Raw genomic sequence first — 19,832 nt, forward strand, 5'->3', positions numbered from 1 at the left:
TTCTAGACCAGCCTCTTTCTGAGCTGAGCAGCGGCGAGGTCGAGCAACAGGATTGTTATGAAAATCAAAATAAGGGCTGTGCCGACACGATCATATTCAAACAGGTCGTAGCGTCCTTTGAGTTCCTGCCCGATGCCACCGGCACCCACAAGGCCGACAACGGTTGCCATCCGGACATTGCGATCGAGTATATAAATGCTGAGTGCGGTAAATGCTGGCAGAGCCTGTGGCCAGACGGCCAGTCTGAGAATCCGAAACGGTCCGGCTCCCATAGCCGCAAGTGCTTCCTGGGGTTTGCGGTCCGCGCTCTCGATCTCTTCAGCATAAAATTTGCCCAGAAAACCCATGCCATGAAAACCTAGGGCAAGAATGCCCGCTACTGGGCCAAATCCGAATGCGAGCACCATAAAGAGTGCGCTGATAATTTCAGGTACGGCCCTGAAGAAGCTGATCAGGCTTCGCGTCATGAAATAGACGGTGCCGTGGGGGGTAAAATTGTGCGCAGCGAGGACCGAGAGCATGAGGCTGGCCGCGACGGCCATTAGTGTCGCCCAGATCGCAATCTCGAAGGTTTCAATCATTTTTGCGATCAGGAGTGTGAGGTAGCCGAACCTTTCAACAAGCCAGACTTCTTCAGTCATGACCGTTTCAATTTCCAGAGTATCGGAGTTGACCCTGTTGGTCTCGACGTTGCGTGTTTCCAGATAGGAGAAGAGGGGAAGGTCATCCGGGTCGAAGTTGGATATCTTCGAAACGGGCTTTGCCTCGCTGATTGTGACCGGAAACATTTCTGTGGATACGCGTTCGACCGAACGTCCGATCTGAGACGTCTCTGAAAGACCGACAAAGCTGCCTGCCAGATTGGCGATCTCACCTGCTAGGCTGTCGAGTTCCATACGTTTGGCGGAAACAGCGAGCAGGGCAAAGGCGAGAATAACGATGGCCAAGCTTTTGGCGCTGAATGCGGGCTTCATGCGCCAGTCCTGGGGAGGTGAAGCAGAAGAAGCCATGCTCATGTCATATACTTACCCGCGGCGGGCACTGGATGAGCCAGACGCGGTGTACTGGTCGCAGTGGCTTCCTGCCCGAACACGTGCTCAAGGCGCTCGCCAGAAAATGCTGAGGGCGGACCATCAAAGATGACCTGGCCATGGCGCATGGCGACGATCCTGTCTGCATAGCGCCTGGCAAAAGAAATCTGATGGAGCGAACACACAACGCCGATCCCGCGTTCATCGCAAAGGCGGCGCAGGATCTGCATCACGTTGTCCGAAGCAGCTGGATCGAGGCTGGCGATCGGTTCGTCGGCCAGTAGAATTTGAGGGTAGCGCATGAGCGCGCGTGCAATGCCCACCCGCTGCATCTGGCCGCCGGAAAGGTCGCGTGCCTTGCGGTTGAACTGGCTGGCCGTGAGACCAACGGAGAAAAGAGCTTCGGCAGCGCGTAGCTGGACATCTTTCGGGTAGGCCTGAAGCAGTAGGCGCCACAAACTTGTCTCGGTGCAGACGCCTGCCATCACATTACGAGCCACACTGAGCCGCGTGACGAGGCCGAAATCCTGATGGATCATAGCAAGCCTTCGCCGTGCGGCTGATTTTGTTCGCCCGGCCATGGCAAGAGAACCTATGCGGACTGTGCCGCTATCCGGTTCGACGAGACCGATTGCAGTTTTCAGGAGTGTCGTTTTTCCAGACCCGGAAGCGCCAAGCAGAACGGTCAGCAGACCAGGCTCAAGGTCGAGCGTTACTTCGTCCAGTGCGCGAACAGCACCCTCATATGTCTTGGTCACGTTCTGGAAGCTCAGGCAGGACAGGGGGGATTGCCCAGATGTCTCGGACCAGCTGCGTGGCACACGGTATGGGTACATCATGATTAATTGCCGCTGGATTTTGAGAGCACTTCGCCGCGGAAGGCGTCGTCGATCTCTTTCAGGCCGGAGAGCATTTCAATAAACTCCGAAGACGTCATATCCGTATCGTAGCTATCAACCCTTTTCCCGCCATAACCGCGGATCATCGCCGGGTTGATTCCGTCGACCATGTGAATTCGGGCAAGGGCGTCACGTAACTGAGCTTTGCGCTCGTCCGCTAGGGAGGGGTGCATGGCAAGAGGAGGATTGGGAATGGGTGCGGACTTTGCAACGATCCGGATATTGGCTGCTTCAATCGCACCGGAGTTCAAGGCTCGTTCGAAAGATACAAAGGAGGCACCAGCTGTATCCACATGACCGGAATCAAGCGCCATGAGGCTGTTGGAGTGACTGCCGGTGATGCGGATATCACTCAGTTCTTCCAGCGGATCGATCCCGGCCTCGATGAGCATGGCCATCGGGTAGGCGAAGCTGCTGGCAGAATGAATTGACCCAAGAGCGAGAGAGTGACCCGGAAAGTCTTCCAGGGATTCTATGCCAGAATCCCGACGGCTGAACAGCCCCGCATAGTAGGTAGATGCGCCATTAGACACTTCTACAGCGAGTAGTTCTGCACAGCCCTTCTGGTGAGCGGTTTCGAAAGATACGGGGCCAAGCCACGCGATGTCGGTTACGCCCGAGCAGAGGCCTTCTACAACAGCGGCGTAGCTCTGGCCTGTGCGGATGTCGAAATGAAGACCGGTAATGTGAGTAAGGCCGTCAAACAGCGGCTGGAAATCAGAAAGCGTGCCGTCGCTCGTCCCCCCATCGGCTGGAATAAGCATCACACGTAGGGGATCTTCTTCTGTTCCGGCTGGATCCGCCCAAGCGAGCATGCTTGCAAGACCGCTGATGAATGTAACCAGAATCATCCTGACCAATGCTGACACCTTTCCTTGTAGTCGAGACTTCTACAGGAAGATTTGCTTAGCTCTGGAGTACGACAACTGGGTTACGCATTTGCAGCATTTTTATGATAGATAAATGAGTTTATCTCACTTTGGTTGAGTGATATGGAGAGATTCTCAATCAAGGCGGCCATTTGCTTGGGTAGCGATTCAAGTGGGCCCATATTGGATGCAATCATGCAGCAGTCACTCGTTACGAACATCACCAACCGTATTCGTGTCCGTTATGACTCCTTTGGGCCGCGCACGAGAGAGCTTGCCGATTATGTCATGGAGAATCCGCTTCAGGTTGCAGGGTTATCGATAACCCAGCTGGCCGAGACTACCGGGATTAGCGAGGGTAGTATCATCAATTTCTGTCGGCAGCTCGGCTTGAAAGGGTTCCAGCAGCTCAAGCTTAGCCTGGCGCAGGAGGTTGTGCAGCCGGTTCAGTTCATTCACGAGGACCTGCAGCAGGGCGATGATACGCAGACGATCTGCAAGAAGATGTTCCATGCCGGCGAGCAGGCTCTGCGCGATACGGTTTCAGTGCTGGACCCGGATGCTGTGGCTGCGGCAGTAGATGTCATTCGTTCAGCCAAGCGAATAGAGGTTTACGGTATTGGATCGTCCGCACCGATTGCTGAGGATGCGCAATACCGTATGTTGCGCATTGGGCTTGAGGCGAAGGTCGTCGTGGACAGTCATATTCAGGCGATTAGCGCATCGCAGACGGATTCCGATGTCGTGGTTCTGACGATTTCGCATTCGGGGGCAACGCATGAAACCCTGGCGGCCACTCGACTGGCCAAGGAGGCGGGCGCCAAGGTTATCGTGATCACAAATTTTGCCAGCTCGCCTATCCAGGCTTATGCCGATATCAAGCTTTTCACCATGTCACGTGAGACCAAGTTCCGTACCGAAGCAATGACCAGTCGTATTGCTCAGCTCTGCATTATGGATACGCTGATAGCGGCATTGGCGTTGAGGGATCATGACCGCTCGATCAGCAAGCTGAGAGACACATTCGACGTGCTTTCAATCAAGCGCTTCTAGCTGCTCTGCGAGCGTCCACATCATCTGGTCCGGCTGATCCCCGACGAGTAAGCAGGGTATGCCAAGGCGTTGAGCGCCTGCCAGGTCCGTCTTTGCGTTATCCCCGATCATGACTGTTTGCGACGGTCCAAGGTCCAGCCGTGCAAGTGCCCGATAGAATAGGGGGGCGGCTGGTTTTCCAACCACTTCGTAACTTGAGGGTGGAAGGCTTATGCAGGCTTTAAGCGCGGCCAGGAGCGCACCCGTCTCAGGTTTGATGCGTCCCCTTTCGCCGGTGTGAGTAAGGTCGGGATTTGCAACGATCAGCTTGGCGCCTGATGCGATTGCATTCACCGCAGACTCGAGACGCGTATAGGAAAGGTGTGTGTCCCTTAAGAGCAGAACCGTGTCGGGATGATCCCGTACGATGTTCAGTCCGGCATTACGAGCGTAGGCCTTCATTTTCGAAGAGCCAAGGATCATGGCTCTTTCGGCCTGAATCGCAATGGCATGCTCAATCGCGCTTGTTCCGGCCAGTATAATCCGATCTCTGTCTATTTGAATTCCGGCATCAGCGAGGATGCTTTCGAACGTATCTGGCGTGTCAGAGGAATTGTTCGACAGAATGACTACGCGATCCTGAACCTGACGCAGAAATCGTGAGGCGTTCGGCAGCAGGCGGTTGTCCAGGGCGCAGCATCCATCCCAGTCCACAATGAAGCCTGACGTGCTCCCCAGGACGTGTGTGTCTTCCGGTGTGAGGGTCTGCCATACGCCACTGTCGCCGCTCATATCGATTCTCCATGCTAGACGAAACGGTAATGAGCATTTCTCATTAAAAGGATCAAGCAGACTGCATAATATTCATTAATATGTTGCGGAAGGTTCAACTCAGTGTCGCAAAGCCTCTCTAGCAGAGCGCTCGTGAGATGCACTCAGGAAGAGTGCTTCCACCGGGCCTCATGAGGGCGAATTGCGGGATTTAGGGAGTTGGCAATGACTTTTGGAACCAAAAAGACATTACTTGCGGGAACATCGCTGCTCATGATGAGCGCGGTTTTTCCGCATATGGCGTGGGCGCAGGAAGGTGCAAACGGGCAACGTGGCGAACGTCGTCTTCAGGCTGTTCGCGTCGAAGGGCAGCAGGTTGATGCGAATGCGAGCGATCTGGCGGTCGACTTTGCCGAATACGGTACGCAAGTCCAGCTGATTAGCGATCAAGAGATCGAAACCGGGGGGTTCACGAACTTTGGTGAGCTGGCTTCAGGCCTTATCCGTGGTGCGAACATTGGTTACTCGCCGGATGAGGGCGAGTTCACGATACGCATCGATGGCGGCACAGACAGGGATACTCTTCTGCTGGTCGATGGCGTGCCGTATTTTGATCGCTCATCACCGTTGGAAGACCTGTGGCCGGCGACGGCTATCGATCCACGCATGATTGAAAGTGTGGAGGTCTATCGGGGTGGTAACAGCCTTTATTTCGGTTCCAATGGCGGCCTCGGCGTCGTTAGTGTGAATACCAAGCAGCCTGAAGGCGAATTGAAGGGGCAGTTCGGTGTCTATACCGGCTCCTACAAGACGCGTGAGCTTTACGGAAACATTGCTGTTCCGATTGATGATCAGGGCAAGCATTCTTTCATGGTATATGGCCGCTCCTATGAGACGGACGCTCATGAGCTGTTCTCAAAAGAAGCCTATGGTGACAATGTCCTCGCACTGGGCGGGCGTCACGAATTTCCATATAGCTTCAACAGCCTGGGGCTGAAGTATCTCTGGCAGATCGCACCGGAAACAGAACTTCGTCTTGGAGCGTCCTATACGACCATCGACTTTCGCGATTCATTCCCGCAGTCGACCGTCTTCCAGCCAAACTTCACGGAATTCCCGATCTACCAGGGTTCATTCAAGCACCGCTTCAATGACAAGCTGAAGATCGACATCGAGGCGCATTACCAAGATCCGCAGCTCAAGAATAACGAGATAGATGCCCGTATCTGCCAGATTCCGCGCCTCTCCGACCTGCCTGATGACGTACAGGCGATGGCGGCTAATCAGGGCATTACCGGCTTCGCAACGGCAGCAGATTTCGAAGCGTTTGCCAGTGGTATTCCGGCCCTTCCGGCAGGGTGTGTAACCAATCCGAATGGCTCGGCTGGGGGTGCTTATGACGATATTCCGAACACACCGGAAGGCATTGAGCGCGCATTCTATATCAATAGCGATCCGGATAGCCCGTTCTATGGACAACCCTACGGCACATTCGACAATCCGTTCCCGATCGGCAACCCGATCGGTTATGCGATACAGTCGACGGCAAGCTTCGGCGATGGCGGGCCGACCAAAGGCTTCGGGACAGTTGACCAACGCGAGTCCGGCTACGTCGACTACGGTTTGAATGCGCGGGCAACCTATACAGTGAATGATTATCTCGAAGTCGTCGCCGGGGTTCAAAACACCAGTTACAAGGATAATTCAGACGACGCTTTCGGTGTGCGGGATGTTACGCTGACGAGCACAGGTGTTTACGGTGATGCCCGCGTTTCGCTGCCGCTTCTCCAGGGGTTCAACGGCTCTTTTGCCGCGCGGCATGACTTCAATGACAACTTTGAGGATCAGTCGATCTGGAAGATCGGCGTGCGTCAGAATTTTGGCTATGGTCTATATGCCCGCGGTTCGGGCGGTACTTCCTACAGCCTGCCGAAAATTGACGAGATCGGGGCGTTTGGTTCGGGCTCGAACATTAATCCCGGGCTCGATCCGCAGGAGGTTGATACATTCAATGTGGGGGCCGGTATCGATGGAGATATCTTTGGCGGAACCTACAATATCGAGCTTGGCTACTTTGAAACCGATATTGATAACCAGTTTTCCTCGCGGAGTATCGGCCAGGTCTGCCTGCAGTATGCCAATGATGTGGCGGATCCACTTTACCCCGACTTGTTGAATGATACTTCTGCAATCGAGGGGAACCGGGAATCCATCGTACCTCCGGATGCATTCTGCGCAACAGCGGCTGCAGGTCTTCTTGAACCGGGCCAGTCAGTCGCAGTGAATACGCTCAGTACGCAGGAAATCGAAGGGTTTACAATCGATGTGGCCTTCGACTTCGACAAGTGGCAGGCCGACTTTTCTTTTACGGACATGGAATCGCTGCAGCCGAACTCGACCTTTGGTCAGTTCGCGCGCCTGGAGGGAACTGGATTTAACCTCGATGGCACCTACAGCGCAGACGAGCTTGCCACGCTCAATGCCCGCGGTGTGGATGCGGCACTTCTCTCACCAGATGGCTATATAATACCTGGGGTGCGTGGGGCCGCTGAGAAAATCCAGTCTTCAGAGCGACCGGACTGGACGCTTTCAGGCCTGATTACCTACACGCCGACAGACCGTTGGGTCTTCTCGCTCAACCCTCGCTGGCAGGGTGCGGAATATGCCAATTCGGGGACAAGCGTGGCGCGGATGGTCGACGAGAATGGTAACCGCGTATTTGAGCGGCTGAACTTCGGTGACTATTTCGTGCTCAATGGCTCGGTCCAGTATTTCATGGGTGACGAGAAGCAACACCGTTTCCTGATCCGCGGCGTGAACCTGCTTGACGAAGATTACTTCGAGCGCGCGTCAGGTGGCTCCAGCTATTCACGGGACCGGGCGGCCATCCGTGGCGAAATCGGTCCGAACGATGCGGGCTACTACCGCCAGTATGGCTGGAACGGGAAACCCCGCTCGGTCTGGATTCAGTACGAATACACCTTCTAGTTCCACCCGGCAGTCCTGCGCGGTCATATCCATGTCGCGTACAGGAGCCATGGTGGGCTGATGGGCCGCCGGCAGTTCGCCCCCTCTTTTGCCGGCGGCCCTCCTTCTCCTTCATGACTGAAAGGCCAGTTGCATGTTTTCCCGTCGACTTTTCCTGGCATCCACGGGTGCCGCGCTCTGGGTGCCCGGCATGGCCAGGGCCCAGTCCGACAAATACCATTTTACGCTTGGCGTTGCCTCCGGCGTGCCGCGTGAGACCAGCGTTCTGCTCTGGACACGGCTTGCGCCGGAGCCGTTGAAGGGGGGCGGAATGGCCCGTGGGCTCACGACGGTTCGCTACCGTGTCTGCCGGGATGAAATGATGCGGGATGAAGTGCGCACGGGTGTCGTGAATACATCCCACGTGAAAGGCCATTCGATTCATCTTCATGTGGGAGGGCTGGCTCCCGGGCGGGAGTATTTCTACCAGTTCTATTTTGGTGAGGATGAGAGCCCCATAGGGCGTACCCGGACGAGTGATCGCAGTGCAGCAGAAGCGCGCCTTGCACTTGCCAACTGTCAGGCGTGGGAGACGGGGCGGTACGCAGCCTACCGGGATATCGCTGAGTGGGCACCGGATGCGGTGATACATGTCGGGGATTATATCTATGAGGGGGGTATAGGCACGCTGCGTTCGGTTCGTCCCGATAACATCGAAGACGCTGTCGCCTATGATGTCGTGCGCCAGCATAACAGTGCTGAAATCGTCAGTCTTTACGACTATCGCAACCGGTATGCACTCTACAGAAGTGATCCCCACCTGCAGGCTGCTCATGCGGCAGCACCGTGGCTTGTGGCAATGGATGATCACGAAGTTGATAATAATTGGGCGTCGCTGACACCACAGGATCCGGAGAAGCAAACGCCTCAAGAGTTCGCACTGCGTAGGCAGGCAGCCTTCCAGGCCTTTTATGAGCATATGCCGATCGAGCTGCCGCCCGGGGTGTCCGGTCTCCAGATGTATGGGGCCTACCGGTTTGGGCCTGCACAAGTGAACTTGCTGGACACACGACAGCACCGCTCCGATCAGGTTTGTGGTGGAGGTTTTCCGGGCGCTGACGCCTGCGATGCGTTGGCCGACAAAGGGCGCACGATGACAGGGGCAGCGCAGGAAGCCTGGCTTCTGGACCAGCTGAAATCAAGCGATGCACGCTACAATGTCATTGCACAGCAGACCTGGTTTGCGCCTTTCACATATGAAGAGACGGCAAACGGACCGGCACGCAATATGGACCAGTGGGATGGCTATCCTGTGCAGCGCCAGCGTTTGATAGATGCGATGGCGCAGGATGTCTCAAACCCGGTGATCCTCAGTGGCGACTGGCACTCGGCTGCTGCCATGAATGTCCACCGCGATCCCGACAGACCGAAGGGCGCGCCAATAGCGCACAACTTCGCGGCCACATCGATCTCATCGGTTTGTTCATGGTCACCCCGGCTCGAAAAAGCCCGAGACCTCAATCCACACGCGAAATACGTCAATGGCCGGGCACGTGGCTACTTGCAGTGTACGGCCGGGGCAAAGGATTGGCAGGCCACTTTCCGTACTGTGGAAAAGGTTACGGATCCGGACTCGCCGGTAAATACAGATGTCGAGATGCGGCTGAAGGACATGTGACCCGGAAGCTTTTCAAAAAGATCTCTAAATCAAGGAGTTTGAAGGCGATGCAGACGAGAATACTGACAGCCATAACCCTCATGCTGGGTATGGCGGGCATTGCGGCAGCCCATGAGCGTGCCGTTGAATTTCCGAAAACAGAGGAGGGCAAGGTTATTCTCGCGGCTGACCTGCACACTCATACGGTGTTTTCCGATGGGGAAGTCTGGCCTTCGATCCGTGTGAAGGAAGCCCGTAAGGATGGTCTCCAGATGTTGGCTGTGACAGAGCATCTTGAGCATCAGCCGCATAAGGAAGATATCCCTCACCCAGATCGAAACAGGTCATATGAGGTTGCAACAGAAGCGCTGGAAGCTGGCGACGGACGAGAACTCTTCGTCATCAATGGCGCTGAAGTCACACGCGGCCAGCCGCATGGCCATATCAATGCTGTCTTCCTTGACGATGCCAACGCACTACTGACCGATAGTCCACGTGCAGCGATCGAGGCGGCAAATGAACAGGGTGCCTTTGTCTTCCTGAACCATCCCAACTGGGTCCCTCAGCAGCCAGATGGGATCGCCCGCCTGTCGGACTATCATCGCGAACTTATTGCCGATGGGCTCCTGCATGGGATCGAAGTCGCCAATGGTACACTGGATGGCCACTCCGAGCACGCTCTGGAAATCGCGCTCGGGGAAGGGCTGACTGTTCTGGGCACTTCGGACATTCATGGTCTTGTCGACTGGACGCATGATGCCGGCAATGGCGGCCATCGGCCCATGACGCTGGTAATTGCAGAAACACGTTCACCTGAAGCAATGAAAACGGCATTGCTGAATGGTGATACGGTAGCCTGGAATTATGATGACCTGCTGGGCAAGGCAGAAAATGTGGAAAAGGTGGTGAAGGCCTGTCTCAGTCTGAGTGTAAGTTCTTATCCTGATGAAAGCGCAGTCCTGCCAGTCGACATCGTAAACAACTGCCCCCTGAACTTTACCCTGCAGAACACATCCAGAGTGACCTTTCAGAACACCAGCGACGTAGTCCGGATAGAGCGTGATGATCATTTTACGGTGCATGCCCGGACGGGCGAACGAGTTGCAGAGGTTTCGCTCGACTTCTCGGTGCTGAACACTCAGACGGGCTTTCGCGAAAATCTCGATATCAGTCTGAGTGCTGACGTTCCGAGATAAAATGTCATTCCATGTATGAGTGATCTACAATCAGGGCTGGAAGAGAAGGCTGACAGAACGTCAGCCTTCATTTCTTTTGTAGAAGAAAAACCTGTTAGCTAGCGCGCTTAGTACATACCACAGCACTTGACGCCCACTTGCTGAATGCAGGATTGAAGCCGCATAGCCGAGATGGGTGACAGTAGTGGAAAGCTGGTCAAAACAGGCGGAACGTGGGACCTACTCAGGCATTCTACTGTCTGCCTGGATCTACAAACTTCTTGGGCGGCGTATAACATTAGCCTTGCTGGCGCCTGTTGTCGGATTCTTCTACCTGAGTGGGCATAAGCAGCGCCGGGCATCGCGTGACTACCTCGAGCGGGCGTGGCGGGACGGCCTGCTGAAGAAACGGCCCGGCGTCTCGACGGGGTTTTCCCATTTCATGGCATTTGCCGGTTCCATGCTCGACAAGGTTGCAAGCTGGACAGGGAAGATCCGCCCGGAACAGATTGAAGGCGTGAACGAAGGGCTATTTGATGAGGCCAAGCGCAGCGGTCGGGGTGGCGTCGTCCTGACGGCCCATATTGGCAATCCGGAGCTTATTCGCGGCGTGGCGACGGTAAACAGGCGGTTTCCGGTAACCGTTCTGGTCCACACACAGAATGCTGAAAACTTCAATGCTGTGATCAACCGGTTTTCGGCAGACTCAACTGTGCGTGTCGTACAGGTCGAGGAGATTGATATTTCCATTGCCATGAAGCTTTCCGAAGCTGTGGAGAATGGCGAATGGGTCGTTTTGACGGCTGACAGGAGTCCGCCTGGAGAGCTCAGAGAAAGTGCGATGCTTCCAGTCAGGTTTCTCGGGGACACGGCCCGGTTTCCCGCCGGGCCTTTCATTCTTGCCTCAGCACTTAAATGCCCGACGTATTTCCTTGCTTGCGTGAGACGAAAGGGAAAGCCCCCCTTCAGGATTGATTTTCGCTTATTGGCCGATCCTGTAACGTTGCCGAGACGGGACAGAGAAGCTGCGATCAAGACGTATATGGAGCTTTATGCCGAGATGCTGAGAGACGTGCTGGTGGAAGCCCCATTGCAGTGGTTCAATTTCTTCGACTACTGGGGCAAGGCTGGCAGTTCACAAAACGCGCATGCCGATACTGCGACCGCCGACAAGACGGAGCATCAAGCATGAGAAAGGCAATTCTGACAGCCTCTGCGCAGGCTCAGGCCCAGTTTCATGATCTCGATCCGATGAATGTTGTCTGGCACGGTAATTATCCACGCTTTCTTGAGCTTGGCCGCGTCGCGCTTATGGATCGGCTCGATTACAATTATGCGCAGATGGAAGCGTCCGGTTACGCTTGGCCGGTTATCGACATGCATATCCGCTATGCCCACCCTGTAGTGTTGCATCAATCCATTATCGTGACTGCAGGTCTTCTGGAGTGGGAGAACCGCCTCAAAATCGCCTTCGAAATCAGTGATGAAGAAACATCGAAGCGTCTCGTAAAAGCTCATACCGTCCAGGTTGCGGTCGATGCCGGATCAAAGAAGATGTTGTGGGAAACACCAGACGTGTTTCGCAAAAAGGTGGAGCCATTTCTGAAATGAGCCTTGTTATCGTCCCTCTCGTGTTTCTGGTCTCGGTGGGTACACCTGCTGCAGCGAGCACGGCTTGCCCGTCATTCGAAGATGCTACTGAAGTTTCCGGTCAACGCAGTTTCAAACAGGTCCGAACGCTGGATGGCGTTGATCAGCCCCTGATTTCAACAGGTACTGTGAGCATAGAACCAGACCGTGTAGTCTGGACAGTTACCAACCCGTTGAACATCACGACCACGATAACCGAGGCAGGTATCACTCAATCTGTCGAGGGGGGACCAGCCGAGCCAATAGAGACTGGCGGGGGGATGAATCCGATGCTGACGACGGGGCTGCTCGATGTGCTCGGCGGGAATATGGAGGATGCTGAATCCTATTTCTCTATCGAGACCATGGCGTCGCTAGAGAGGCGCTGGCGCGTGAAGCTGTCGCCAAAAGGGGAGCAGGTTTCGGACTATATTGCCGGGATGACCGTATCGGGTTGCGCTACTGTAGATGAAATCCGTTTGGATCAGACCAATGGTGATGAGATGATCGTTACCTTTCAGGACGGATAACCATGTCATGGGGGCGCCAGCGTTGGATTATTGCGGCGGTCGCCGGCTGGTTATGTTGTGCTGCGATTATTGTTTCCCTGCGTCTGAGTGGTGGGGCTGCTCTTGATACAAACCTGCACTCCATTCTGCCCGGTCACTCACTGCCCCCGTCTGTTCAGACAGCCATAGGTAAATCGGGAGACGTGGCAGCAGGAAGAGTTGCGTTCCTGGTCACGGCAGAGACGACCGATACTGCGGATACAGCCACGACTGAACTGAAGAAACGTCTTAAAGAATCTGGTCTCTTTGTTGCTGACACTGCAGCAGGCAGCGAGACGGGCCGATGGCTGTTTGCCAACCGGCGAGAGCTTTTGTGCGAACGGGACCCGGATAAGTTTACCGAAGAAACGGCCGCTGCAATCCGCCAGAAAGCCCTGGCCCGGATATATGGTGTAGGCCTGCCGGTCCCTGGTGATCTGATCGCAGCGGATCCGTTTCTGTTGACCCTGCGATTGGCTGACTGCCTATCGCCAGCCTCGATAGGACAGCTCTCGACCGGCAACTTCGTTTTAGGCCGTCTGACTCAATCGGCATTCCAGTTGAGTACGCAGGAACAGGTTATTGAAACCGTCAGGAAATGGGAGGAACGCTGGGTGCCGGAAGGTGTCAATCTTGCTCGCTCCGGAGCTGTATTTTACGCAGCGCATGCAGCAGAATCGGCCAAACGGGAAATGACGATCATTGGCGGATTGGGGCTTATTGGCGTTACTGTACTTTTCTGGATCGTCTTTGGACGCGTGGCGAATATTATCTATGTGATTGGGCTGATTGGCCTGAGCACGCTTTCGGGTTTCGCGGCGACCCTGCTTGTTTTCGGGCATGTGCATATACTGGTTCTCGTATTCGCGGCCATGCTTGTCGGGGTTGTCGCGGACTATGCGGTCCATGCCATGGCGGCAGGAGCGAGTAGCAACTGGCAGAACCCAGCCGTTCGCCGTGGGCATATCTTGCGGCCAATGTCTGTTTCAATGCTGACAACAGCGGCCGGGTTTTCTGCGCTTGCTTTTCTTGATGTCGCCATGTTCCGGCAATTTGCCTTGTTTGCCGTAGCCGGGGTGATAACGGCCTGGTTGCTTGTCCTGTTCGTATATGTCCCACTGGAAAGCGCCCCTCGTCGCCCGGAGGTCACATACCAGCGCTGGCTGCGCCTTACATCGAGCGTCAATCGTCGTATGCCGGGCGGTATCCTGTACATGAGCATATGCCTGCTTCTGGCGGGACTGACCGTCCTTGGCGCGATGAATGCTGATGTGCTGGATGACGTCCGGCAATTCCAGCCGCGCGATGAAACACTGCTGGAAGAAGAAGCGCAGATCGAAGCGATTACTGGTGGCGTGGCTTCGCAAACCTTTCTGGTGTCGCAGGGAACGAGCCTGAATGATGCCAAACGTGCCGAGGAAGCGGCACTGCAGACTTTGCCGGAAGATGCAGGCGTTCTCGCATTCAGCCGGATGGATCCTTCCAATGAGCGCCGTGCGGACAATCGTGAAGTCATCGCTACCCGGCTCGAGGCACCATACCTAAATGATTTACAGGCACGGCTTGGCCTTTCTTCACGTCCGCAAGATTCTACCCCTTCGGATGCCCAGAGGCCCGATTGGCTTAATGACCTGCATGTCACCGGGAAAGATGGCATGCATTTTCTCATCGCCCAACCCATTGGTGTTGGCGGTTGGAAGGGGCCGCATAACGATGATAGCCGGCAGGTCGATGTAGCGGCCGTGTACACGCAAGCATTCGGTTCCTATCGCATCCTTGCTGCACTTTCCCTGCTTGTCGCTGCGGTGGTATCTGCAATTTTCATTCTGTTTGTTTATCGAAACTGGCGGGCACTGGGGATCGTAGCTGCTCCATGTGCGGCCATGCTCGGCGGGATATTCATTCCAGCGGTGTTTGGATTGCCTGTTTCCTTCTTTGCAATGGCTGGAGCCATGGTGCTGTTTGGTGTGAGCATCGATTATTCCGCTTTCATGTGGGAAGCTGGACGTAAACGTGAGAACTGGACACCAACAGCCGTACTTGTGGGGGCGGTTACGACCTTACTTTCGATGGGGCTGCTGGCCATGAGCGAAACCTTTCCGGTCCGAAGCTTCGGAGTAACAGTGGCTGCTGGTGTGGTTTGCGGCTTGGTATATTCTATGCTGCCCTACCGGCTGGCGAAATGTGAGGGGGAAACTCATGAGCATGGATTGTGACGTCGCCATTATCGGGGCGGGACCAGCTGGTGCAGTCGCTGCATCGCTACTCGTCGAGAAAGGATGGTCAGTCCGGGTCGTTGAGCGTCAGCACTTTCCGCGATTTTCGATCGGTGAGAGCTTGCTGCCCCACTGTGTGGAGTTCATGGAAAACGCAGGCCTGCTGGAAGCGGTGGAAGCGCAGGGTTTTCAATACAAGGATGGTGCTGCCTTCTTCATGAATGGGCGTTATGAGCCGATAAGTTTTCCGGAGAAATCGACGCCTGGCCCTGGAACAGTGTTTCAGGTCCGCCGCGACATATTTGATGACGTCCTTATTTGTAAGGCGAAAGAGCGCGGCGCGGACGTCACATTCGGAACCAGTGTAAAAGCTTTCGCAGAGAAAGCAGAAGGCGTGATCCTGACCGTAGAGGATGAAGAGGAGGCTGAGTCGGAGGTCCGTGCCAGCTTTGTACTGGATGCGTCGGGCTTTGGCCGTGTCTTGCCGCGTTTGCTCGATCTTGAGGAGCCTTCAGGACAGGAGCGGCGCAGGTCGTGTTTCAAGCACGTTATCGACAATATCACCCATCCGGGTTTTGACCGGAACAAGATCCTGATTTCGGTAGATCCAATAGACCCGCAGGTCTGGCTGTGGCTGATACCTCTGGCGGACGGACGCGCGTCTATTGGTGTGGTCGGTCGTGATGAAGTTATCAGCCGTGCAGGGGAAACGGCTGACGAACGGCTCATGTACTTTACGCGACGATCCGGCTTCATGGCAGACGTCCTGAAGGATGCGACCGAAGCACGCCCCGCAGCAGAGACCGTAGGTTATTCATGTAGTGTCAAAGCGCTGACTGGTAAGCGCTTTGTGCTTTTGGGCAATGCAGCAGAATTTCTCGACCCGGTTTTTTCCTCAGGTATTACGATTGCCATGAAGTCGGCCACACTCGCCGCCGGTCTGGTCGACCGCGAGCTTCGCGGTGAAATTGTGGACTGGGACAGCGAATTCGCGGGAGAGCTCTCTGTAGGCGTAAATGTTTTTCGGGCCTGTGTGAACGCTTGGTATGAAGGCCTCCTCCAGCACATGATTTTCATGGAGACACGTGGCCACGACATCACAAAGCACTTCACGGCCATCTTGGCAGGTTATGCCTGGGACAGGAACAACCCGATCGTCCGTGATCCACAGCGCTTCTTCCGGCTTATGGATTCAATGACCCGTGCCTAACCTGGTTCGCAACTGTACTGCCTTGGGGGTGGTGTTTGCTGTCATTCTGTTGACGGCATGTGAGACCATTCGCCAGACCGGCGAAGAAAGCGCGGCGGTAAGTATCGCACGTGAAGTTGCGTTGCAGCTGCCACCTGTTCCCGGCTATGAAGGTCGTCTTGAAGCAGTGCAGACTGTCGTCGCCAGTCATGAGACCCGCAAGACTGCATTCCAGGCTACACTCAGTGCTGATGCCGAGCGTGTCGACATTGTCATGGTCGCACTGAATGGACCGCGTATCATGGAGATTGCCTGGACGGAGAATGGTGTTGAAGAAACCCGATATGCCTACACTCCCGAAAACCTTTCTGGCCTGAATGTGCTGGCGGATATATTTCTCGTCTTCTGGCCCCAGGCCAAGGTTTCTGAGGCTTTGCCAAAGGGGGTTAGCCTCGAGGAGGCCGATAACAGCCGGAAGATCCGTTACGGCGGTACGACGATCATCGAAATTCGGTATGACGTGGCTTCGGAGGGCGGGCGCCAGTATCAGGAATTGACCAACTTGGATCTTGGTTATTCCCTTAAGATCTACTCGCAGTCTCCTTGATCAGGCCGGAAAACCGGCGTTGAAGGTGCCGTCGAGCAAGGCAGTGGTAAGTGCCCGCAGCGCCGTATCCATTGGCCGGTCTTCATCAAGAAATGATGTAAACTGACGTACCTGCTCAACCTGCGCCAGGATCGGCTCGCCTACCATTTCATCCGTGAGCTCATCATGGTTTAGCCGCAACTCGATGGCCTGACTGCAGGCCATGAAATGAGCAGCGGCTACCTGTGCGACAAGCTCGTTGAGCCTCAAGGCATCCCGCGCAGCGATTGTGCCCATGGAGACCTTGTCCTGATTGTGACACTCGGTGGAGCGGGAGAACACGCTTGCTGGCATGGTCAGTTTACAAGCTTCCGCCGTCCAGGCTGAGACACCAATCTGAACGGCTTTGAAGCCGTGATTGATGGCTGCGCGTTTGCCGGTTGCGCCTGACAGGTTCGGCGGCAGACCGTTTGAAAAACGTGTGTCGACCAAGGTCGCAAGCTGACGGTCCATCAGGTCAGCGAGATTGGCGATTTGTACCTTCAGCGTGTCGGCGACATGGCATACGTGCCCTCCATAGAAATGTCCGCCATGCAGAACATCTCCCGTCACCGGATCGAATAGCGGGTTGTCATTGGACGAGTTAATCTCTGTTGTAAGAGTGGTCCTCAGAGATGGCATCGCGTCTTCCAGCACACCGATGACGTGAGGTGCGCAGCGCAAGGAGTAGCGGTCCTGCATGCGCAGCGCCTGATGTGCGTTCTTCAATGCAGCAAGATCTCCACGGATACGAGTGGCGATCCTCGCCTGACCTGGATGCGGCTTGGCATCGAAGAGGCGCTGGTCGAAATGCAGGGGATTGCCAAGCAGGCCAAGACAGCACATCGAAGTCAGCCGGGTTGCGGCCTTCGACAGCCGGGTAGCCTGTTCAAGTGCCAGTCCGGCGAGTGCCGACATAACGGAAGTACCGTTCATGATTGCCAGGGCTTCCTTGGGCTTTAGTGTAACTTGCGGCAGACCTTCTTCCTTGAATGCCTTGTGTGCCAGTTTCACTTCGCCCCGATGCAGAACATCGCGCTCGCCAATGGCGGCGCCAGCGATATAGGACAGTGGGGTTAGGTCTCCCGAAGCGCCAACAGAGCCTTCTGCCGGTATCAATGGGAGGATATCGAGCCGAAGCATGTCAGCGAGCCGTTCGACAAGCTCAAGACTTACACCAGACCAGCCCCGTACAAGCGTCACGAGCCGAACGGCAAGGGTGGCGCGTGTTTCCTCTGGTGTAAGCATCCGACCTAGCCCGCAGCCATGGAACCGTGAAAGATGAAGGGGCAGCTCTGCTACGAGTTCGGGCGCAACCTCGTGGATGACGCTGTCGCCATACCCTGTTGTAACGCCATATATTTTTCCTGATTTATCAAGAGTATTCTGAACATGCCCAGCGGAACGGTTTATGACATCGAGAACAGCTGGGTCATGGCTTAGACGGGTGCTTTTGCGCCTGAAGGCGATATCCTCGAGGCTCGTTGTGTCCAGCTCATCAATGCCGAACACGAACTCGCGGACATCTCCTGAATCAGCCGCCATGGTAAGATCCAATTCCTGTTTATTAATTTAGCATTCATTGCCAGCTTGCCGGCCTATCCTACGAGCCCGGTCGAAACGCGTGCATTGCAATGCGAGAACGCGAATTCAAGCTTTTTTGCTTCTGGCCGGAAGGACAGCTTCACAGAGACATTCTCATCAGGCGTAACCAGCCGGTGGAATTTCAACCGGTTAACGTTCATGCTGGCCGGACCTGCAGCCCAGATTTCTTCGGCAAGGCGCACCGCTATATGGACCTGCGCCAGTCCTGGAAGCACCGGCATCTCACTGAAATGACCCTGAAACCATGGAAGGTCAGGCCTTGCTATGAAGCTTAATTCTGCCGTGAAGCCATCGACATCAAAAGTGTCTGGGGCGAGCAGCTCAAGCATGTCCGGAGCCGTGAAAAGGGCTTCCAGACTCGATTGAGTGCGTTTTGATTGCGCATTTACAGGGATGTCGGAAACGAACCGCCAGCGTCTTGGTCGTTCTGCTGGTTCAAGTGCATTTGACAGGCTCGCAGAGATGCTGCGCGCCATGCGAAAGCGACCGAGTTTTCCCAGTTGCTTCTTTGCATTTTCATCTAGAGTTACGACAGCGCTAAGCTGGGACTGTCCCTTGTGGTCAGTCATGACGACAGCGGCATCAATAATCCCTGCATGCTGTTTGAGTATGGTCTCCACACGAGGCAGGGCGATACGCTTACCCTCAATTTTAACAATCCGGTCCAGACGTCCAGCAAGGCAAAATCTTCCATCGGAACTCAGCTCAACGCGGTCCCCCATCCTGACGCTACCCGGGTCAGACAGAAAGGGAGAGGAGACAAGCAGTTCCTGTTCGCTGCCAGCTATTGTCTGGACGACCGGCAGGGGGGTCCACCACTCGCCATCCTTGTGGCGCTGGCGTGTTGCAACCCCCCCGGTTTCAGTGCTTCCAAGTATCTCGAGGGGAGACGCTCCGAAGAGCGAATTTATGGTATCTGCATCAGCCTCTGGCAACGGACCACCAGATGAGAGAATCCAGGCGGGGCTTGCCTGGCTTGAAAAACGGGCACTGGGCGGGCGCGTCAGGTGAGCTGGACTGGAAACAACAAGCAGTCCGTTGGTCTCGGGGGCAAGCAATGCTTCCCATGAGAGTGCGAGCCTGTCCGATGAGGGGATGCCTGATATGACCGGCAGAACAACGCGAAAGATCAGCCCGTATATATGCTGATGTGAAACTGAGCCGGTCACATGGGCGATCGCGCCGTCAAACCAGTCACGCCAGAATTCTGCTTCGGCATCAATGACATGCATTGGTTTTTCAATGCGCTTGGCCTCTCCCGATGAGCCGGATGTGAAGAATGTCAGCGTAGCTGTCGTCGATGGATTTATATCCAGCGTGGCGTCATGACCGGAGGCTCCAATCCGGATCTCTGTTCCCGCATGAGCGGCATTGCCGGCAAGCAGCTGACGTTCGGCACCAACATGGTCACAATAGGCTGCGCCTGCCTGTGGCAGCAGGACAGGCATGCGGCCCGATAGCTGTGCGGCCAGGATACCTGCACACAGCTCCGCAGCGGAATCCGTGTAGAGATATAACGGTTCGTCAGAAGCAGGCAGATCCTGGACCAGTTGCCGGGCTGCAGCGCGGATATTTCCAGCTGTGATCACCGCGCTCTCCGGCCCCATAAAAAGCGGCCT

At 55.4% G+C, this 19,832-nt stretch carries 16 protein-coding genes; 10 read left to right on the forward strand and 6 right to left on the reverse strand.

All coding sequences use genetic code 11. From position 1 onward, the window contains the following. Positions 1-2: 2 nt before the first annotated feature. From phnE to Q1K31_RS10070, 3 genes are read right to left on the reverse strand one after another with little or no spacing between them, the layout of a single operon-like run. Positions 3-974, reverse strand: coding sequence for a phosphonate ABC transporter, permease protein PhnE (gene phnE, locus Q1K31_RS10060; protein ID WP_300379121.1), 972 nt, complete (start codon positions 972-974; stop codon positions 3-5). Positions 975-1,012: 38 nt separating this feature from the next. Beyond that, complete coding sequence (locus Q1K31_RS10065; protein WP_300379122.1) at positions 1,013-1,870, reverse strand: phosphonate ABC transporter ATP-binding protein; 858 nt, start codon at positions 1,868-1,870, stop codon at positions 1,013-1,015. Positions 1,871-1,872: 2 nt separating this feature from the next. Then, the gene (locus Q1K31_RS10070) at positions 1,873-2,799 is read right to left on the reverse strand and encodes a phosphate/phosphite/phosphonate ABC transporter substrate-binding protein (protein WP_300379123.1); all 927 of its coding nucleotides are present in this window, start codon (positions 2,797-2,799) and stop codon (positions 1,873-1,875) included. Positions 2,800-2,994: 195 nt separating this feature from the next. Between Q1K31_RS10070 and Q1K31_RS10075 the strand changes: the two genes are divergently transcribed. Further along, positions 2,995-3,852, forward strand: a complete 858-nt coding sequence (locus tag Q1K31_RS10075; RefSeq protein ID WP_300379124.1) for a MurR/RpiR family transcriptional regulator — start codon at positions 2,995-2,997, stop codon at positions 3,850-3,852. Here Q1K31_RS10075 and Q1K31_RS10080 read toward each other — a convergent pair. After that, positions 3,835-4,623, reverse strand: a complete 789-nt coding sequence (locus Q1K31_RS10080; protein ID WP_300379125.1) for an HAD hydrolase-like protein — start codon at positions 4,621-4,623, stop codon at positions 3,835-3,837. The genes Q1K31_RS10075 and Q1K31_RS10080 overlap by 18 nt on opposite strands. Before the next feature lie 204 nt (positions 4,624-4,827). Here Q1K31_RS10080 and Q1K31_RS10085 point away from each other — a divergent pair, with 204 nt between their 5' ends. From Q1K31_RS10085 to Q1K31_RS10125, 9 genes are all read left to right on the forward strand, one after another. Continuing rightward, complete coding sequence (locus Q1K31_RS10085; RefSeq protein ID WP_300379126.1) at positions 4,828-7,590, forward strand: TonB-dependent siderophore receptor; 2,763 nt, start codon at positions 4,828-4,830, stop codon at positions 7,588-7,590. 133 nt (positions 7,591-7,723) lie between these two features. Further along, entirely contained in the window at positions 7,724-9,247 is a 1,524-nt protein-coding gene (locus tag Q1K31_RS10090; RefSeq protein WP_300379127.1) for an alkaline phosphatase D family protein, read from the forward strand. Between the two features lie 47 nt (positions 9,248-9,294). Then, the gene (locus tag Q1K31_RS10095; protein ID WP_300379128.1) at positions 9,295-10,422 is read left to right on the forward strand and encodes an Sb-PDE family phosphodiesterase; all 1,128 of its coding nucleotides are present in this window, start codon (positions 9,295-9,297) and stop codon (positions 10,420-10,422) included. Positions 10,423-10,606: 184 nt separating this feature from the next. After that, a complete protein-coding gene (locus tag Q1K31_RS10100; RefSeq protein WP_300379129.1) occupies positions 10,607-11,593 on the forward strand; it encodes a lipid A biosynthesis acyltransferase in 987 nt (328 codons plus the stop codon). Then, on the forward strand, positions 11,590-12,012 hold the full coding sequence (locus Q1K31_RS10105; RefSeq protein ID WP_300379130.1) for a thioesterase family protein: 423 nt from the start codon (positions 11,590-11,592) through the stop codon (positions 12,010-12,012). Before Q1K31_RS10100 ends, Q1K31_RS10105 begins: the two co-directional genes overlap by 4 nt. Then, entirely contained in the window at positions 12,009-12,560 is a 552-nt protein-coding gene (locus tag Q1K31_RS10110) for a hypothetical protein (RefSeq protein WP_300379131.1), read from the forward strand. The genes Q1K31_RS10105 and Q1K31_RS10110 overlap by 4 nt, the downstream gene beginning before the upstream one ends. Positions 12,561-12,742: 182 nt before the next feature. Then, positions 12,743-14,794, forward strand: a complete 2,052-nt coding sequence (locus Q1K31_RS10115) for a lipoprotein transmembrane (RefSeq protein ID WP_300379132.1) — start codon at positions 12,743-12,745, stop codon at positions 14,792-14,794. Beyond that, complete coding sequence (locus Q1K31_RS10120) at positions 14,778-16,004, forward strand: NAD(P)/FAD-dependent oxidoreductase (protein ID WP_300379133.1); 1,227 nt, start codon at positions 14,778-14,780, stop codon at positions 16,002-16,004. Before Q1K31_RS10115 ends, Q1K31_RS10120 begins: the two co-directional genes overlap by 17 nt. Further along, complete coding sequence (locus Q1K31_RS10125; protein ID WP_300379134.1) at positions 15,997-16,590, forward strand: DUF3261 domain-containing protein; 594 nt, start codon at positions 15,997-15,999, stop codon at positions 16,588-16,590. Before Q1K31_RS10120 ends, Q1K31_RS10125 begins: the two co-directional genes overlap by 8 nt. On the opposite strand, the gene hutH is transcribed toward Q1K31_RS10125, so the two are convergent. Together hutH and Q1K31_RS10135 are read right to left on the reverse strand one after the other, a co-directional pair. Continuing rightward, positions 16,591-18,153, reverse strand: a complete 1,563-nt coding sequence (hutH, locus tag Q1K31_RS10130) for a histidine ammonia-lyase (RefSeq protein WP_300379135.1) — start codon at positions 18,151-18,153, stop codon at positions 16,591-16,593. Between the two features lie 53 nt (positions 18,154-18,206). Beyond that, positions 18,207-19,802, reverse strand: coding sequence for an AMP-dependent synthetase (locus tag Q1K31_RS10135; protein WP_300379136.1), 1,596 nt, complete (start codon positions 19,800-19,802; stop codon positions 18,207-18,209). Positions 19,803-19,832: the final 30 nt, after the last annotated feature.

Origin of the sequence: Henriciella sp., from assembly GCF_029936995.1 — a bacterium.
Classification (GTDB): domain Bacteria; phylum Pseudomonadota; class Alphaproteobacteria; order Caulobacterales; family Hyphomonadaceae; genus Henriciella.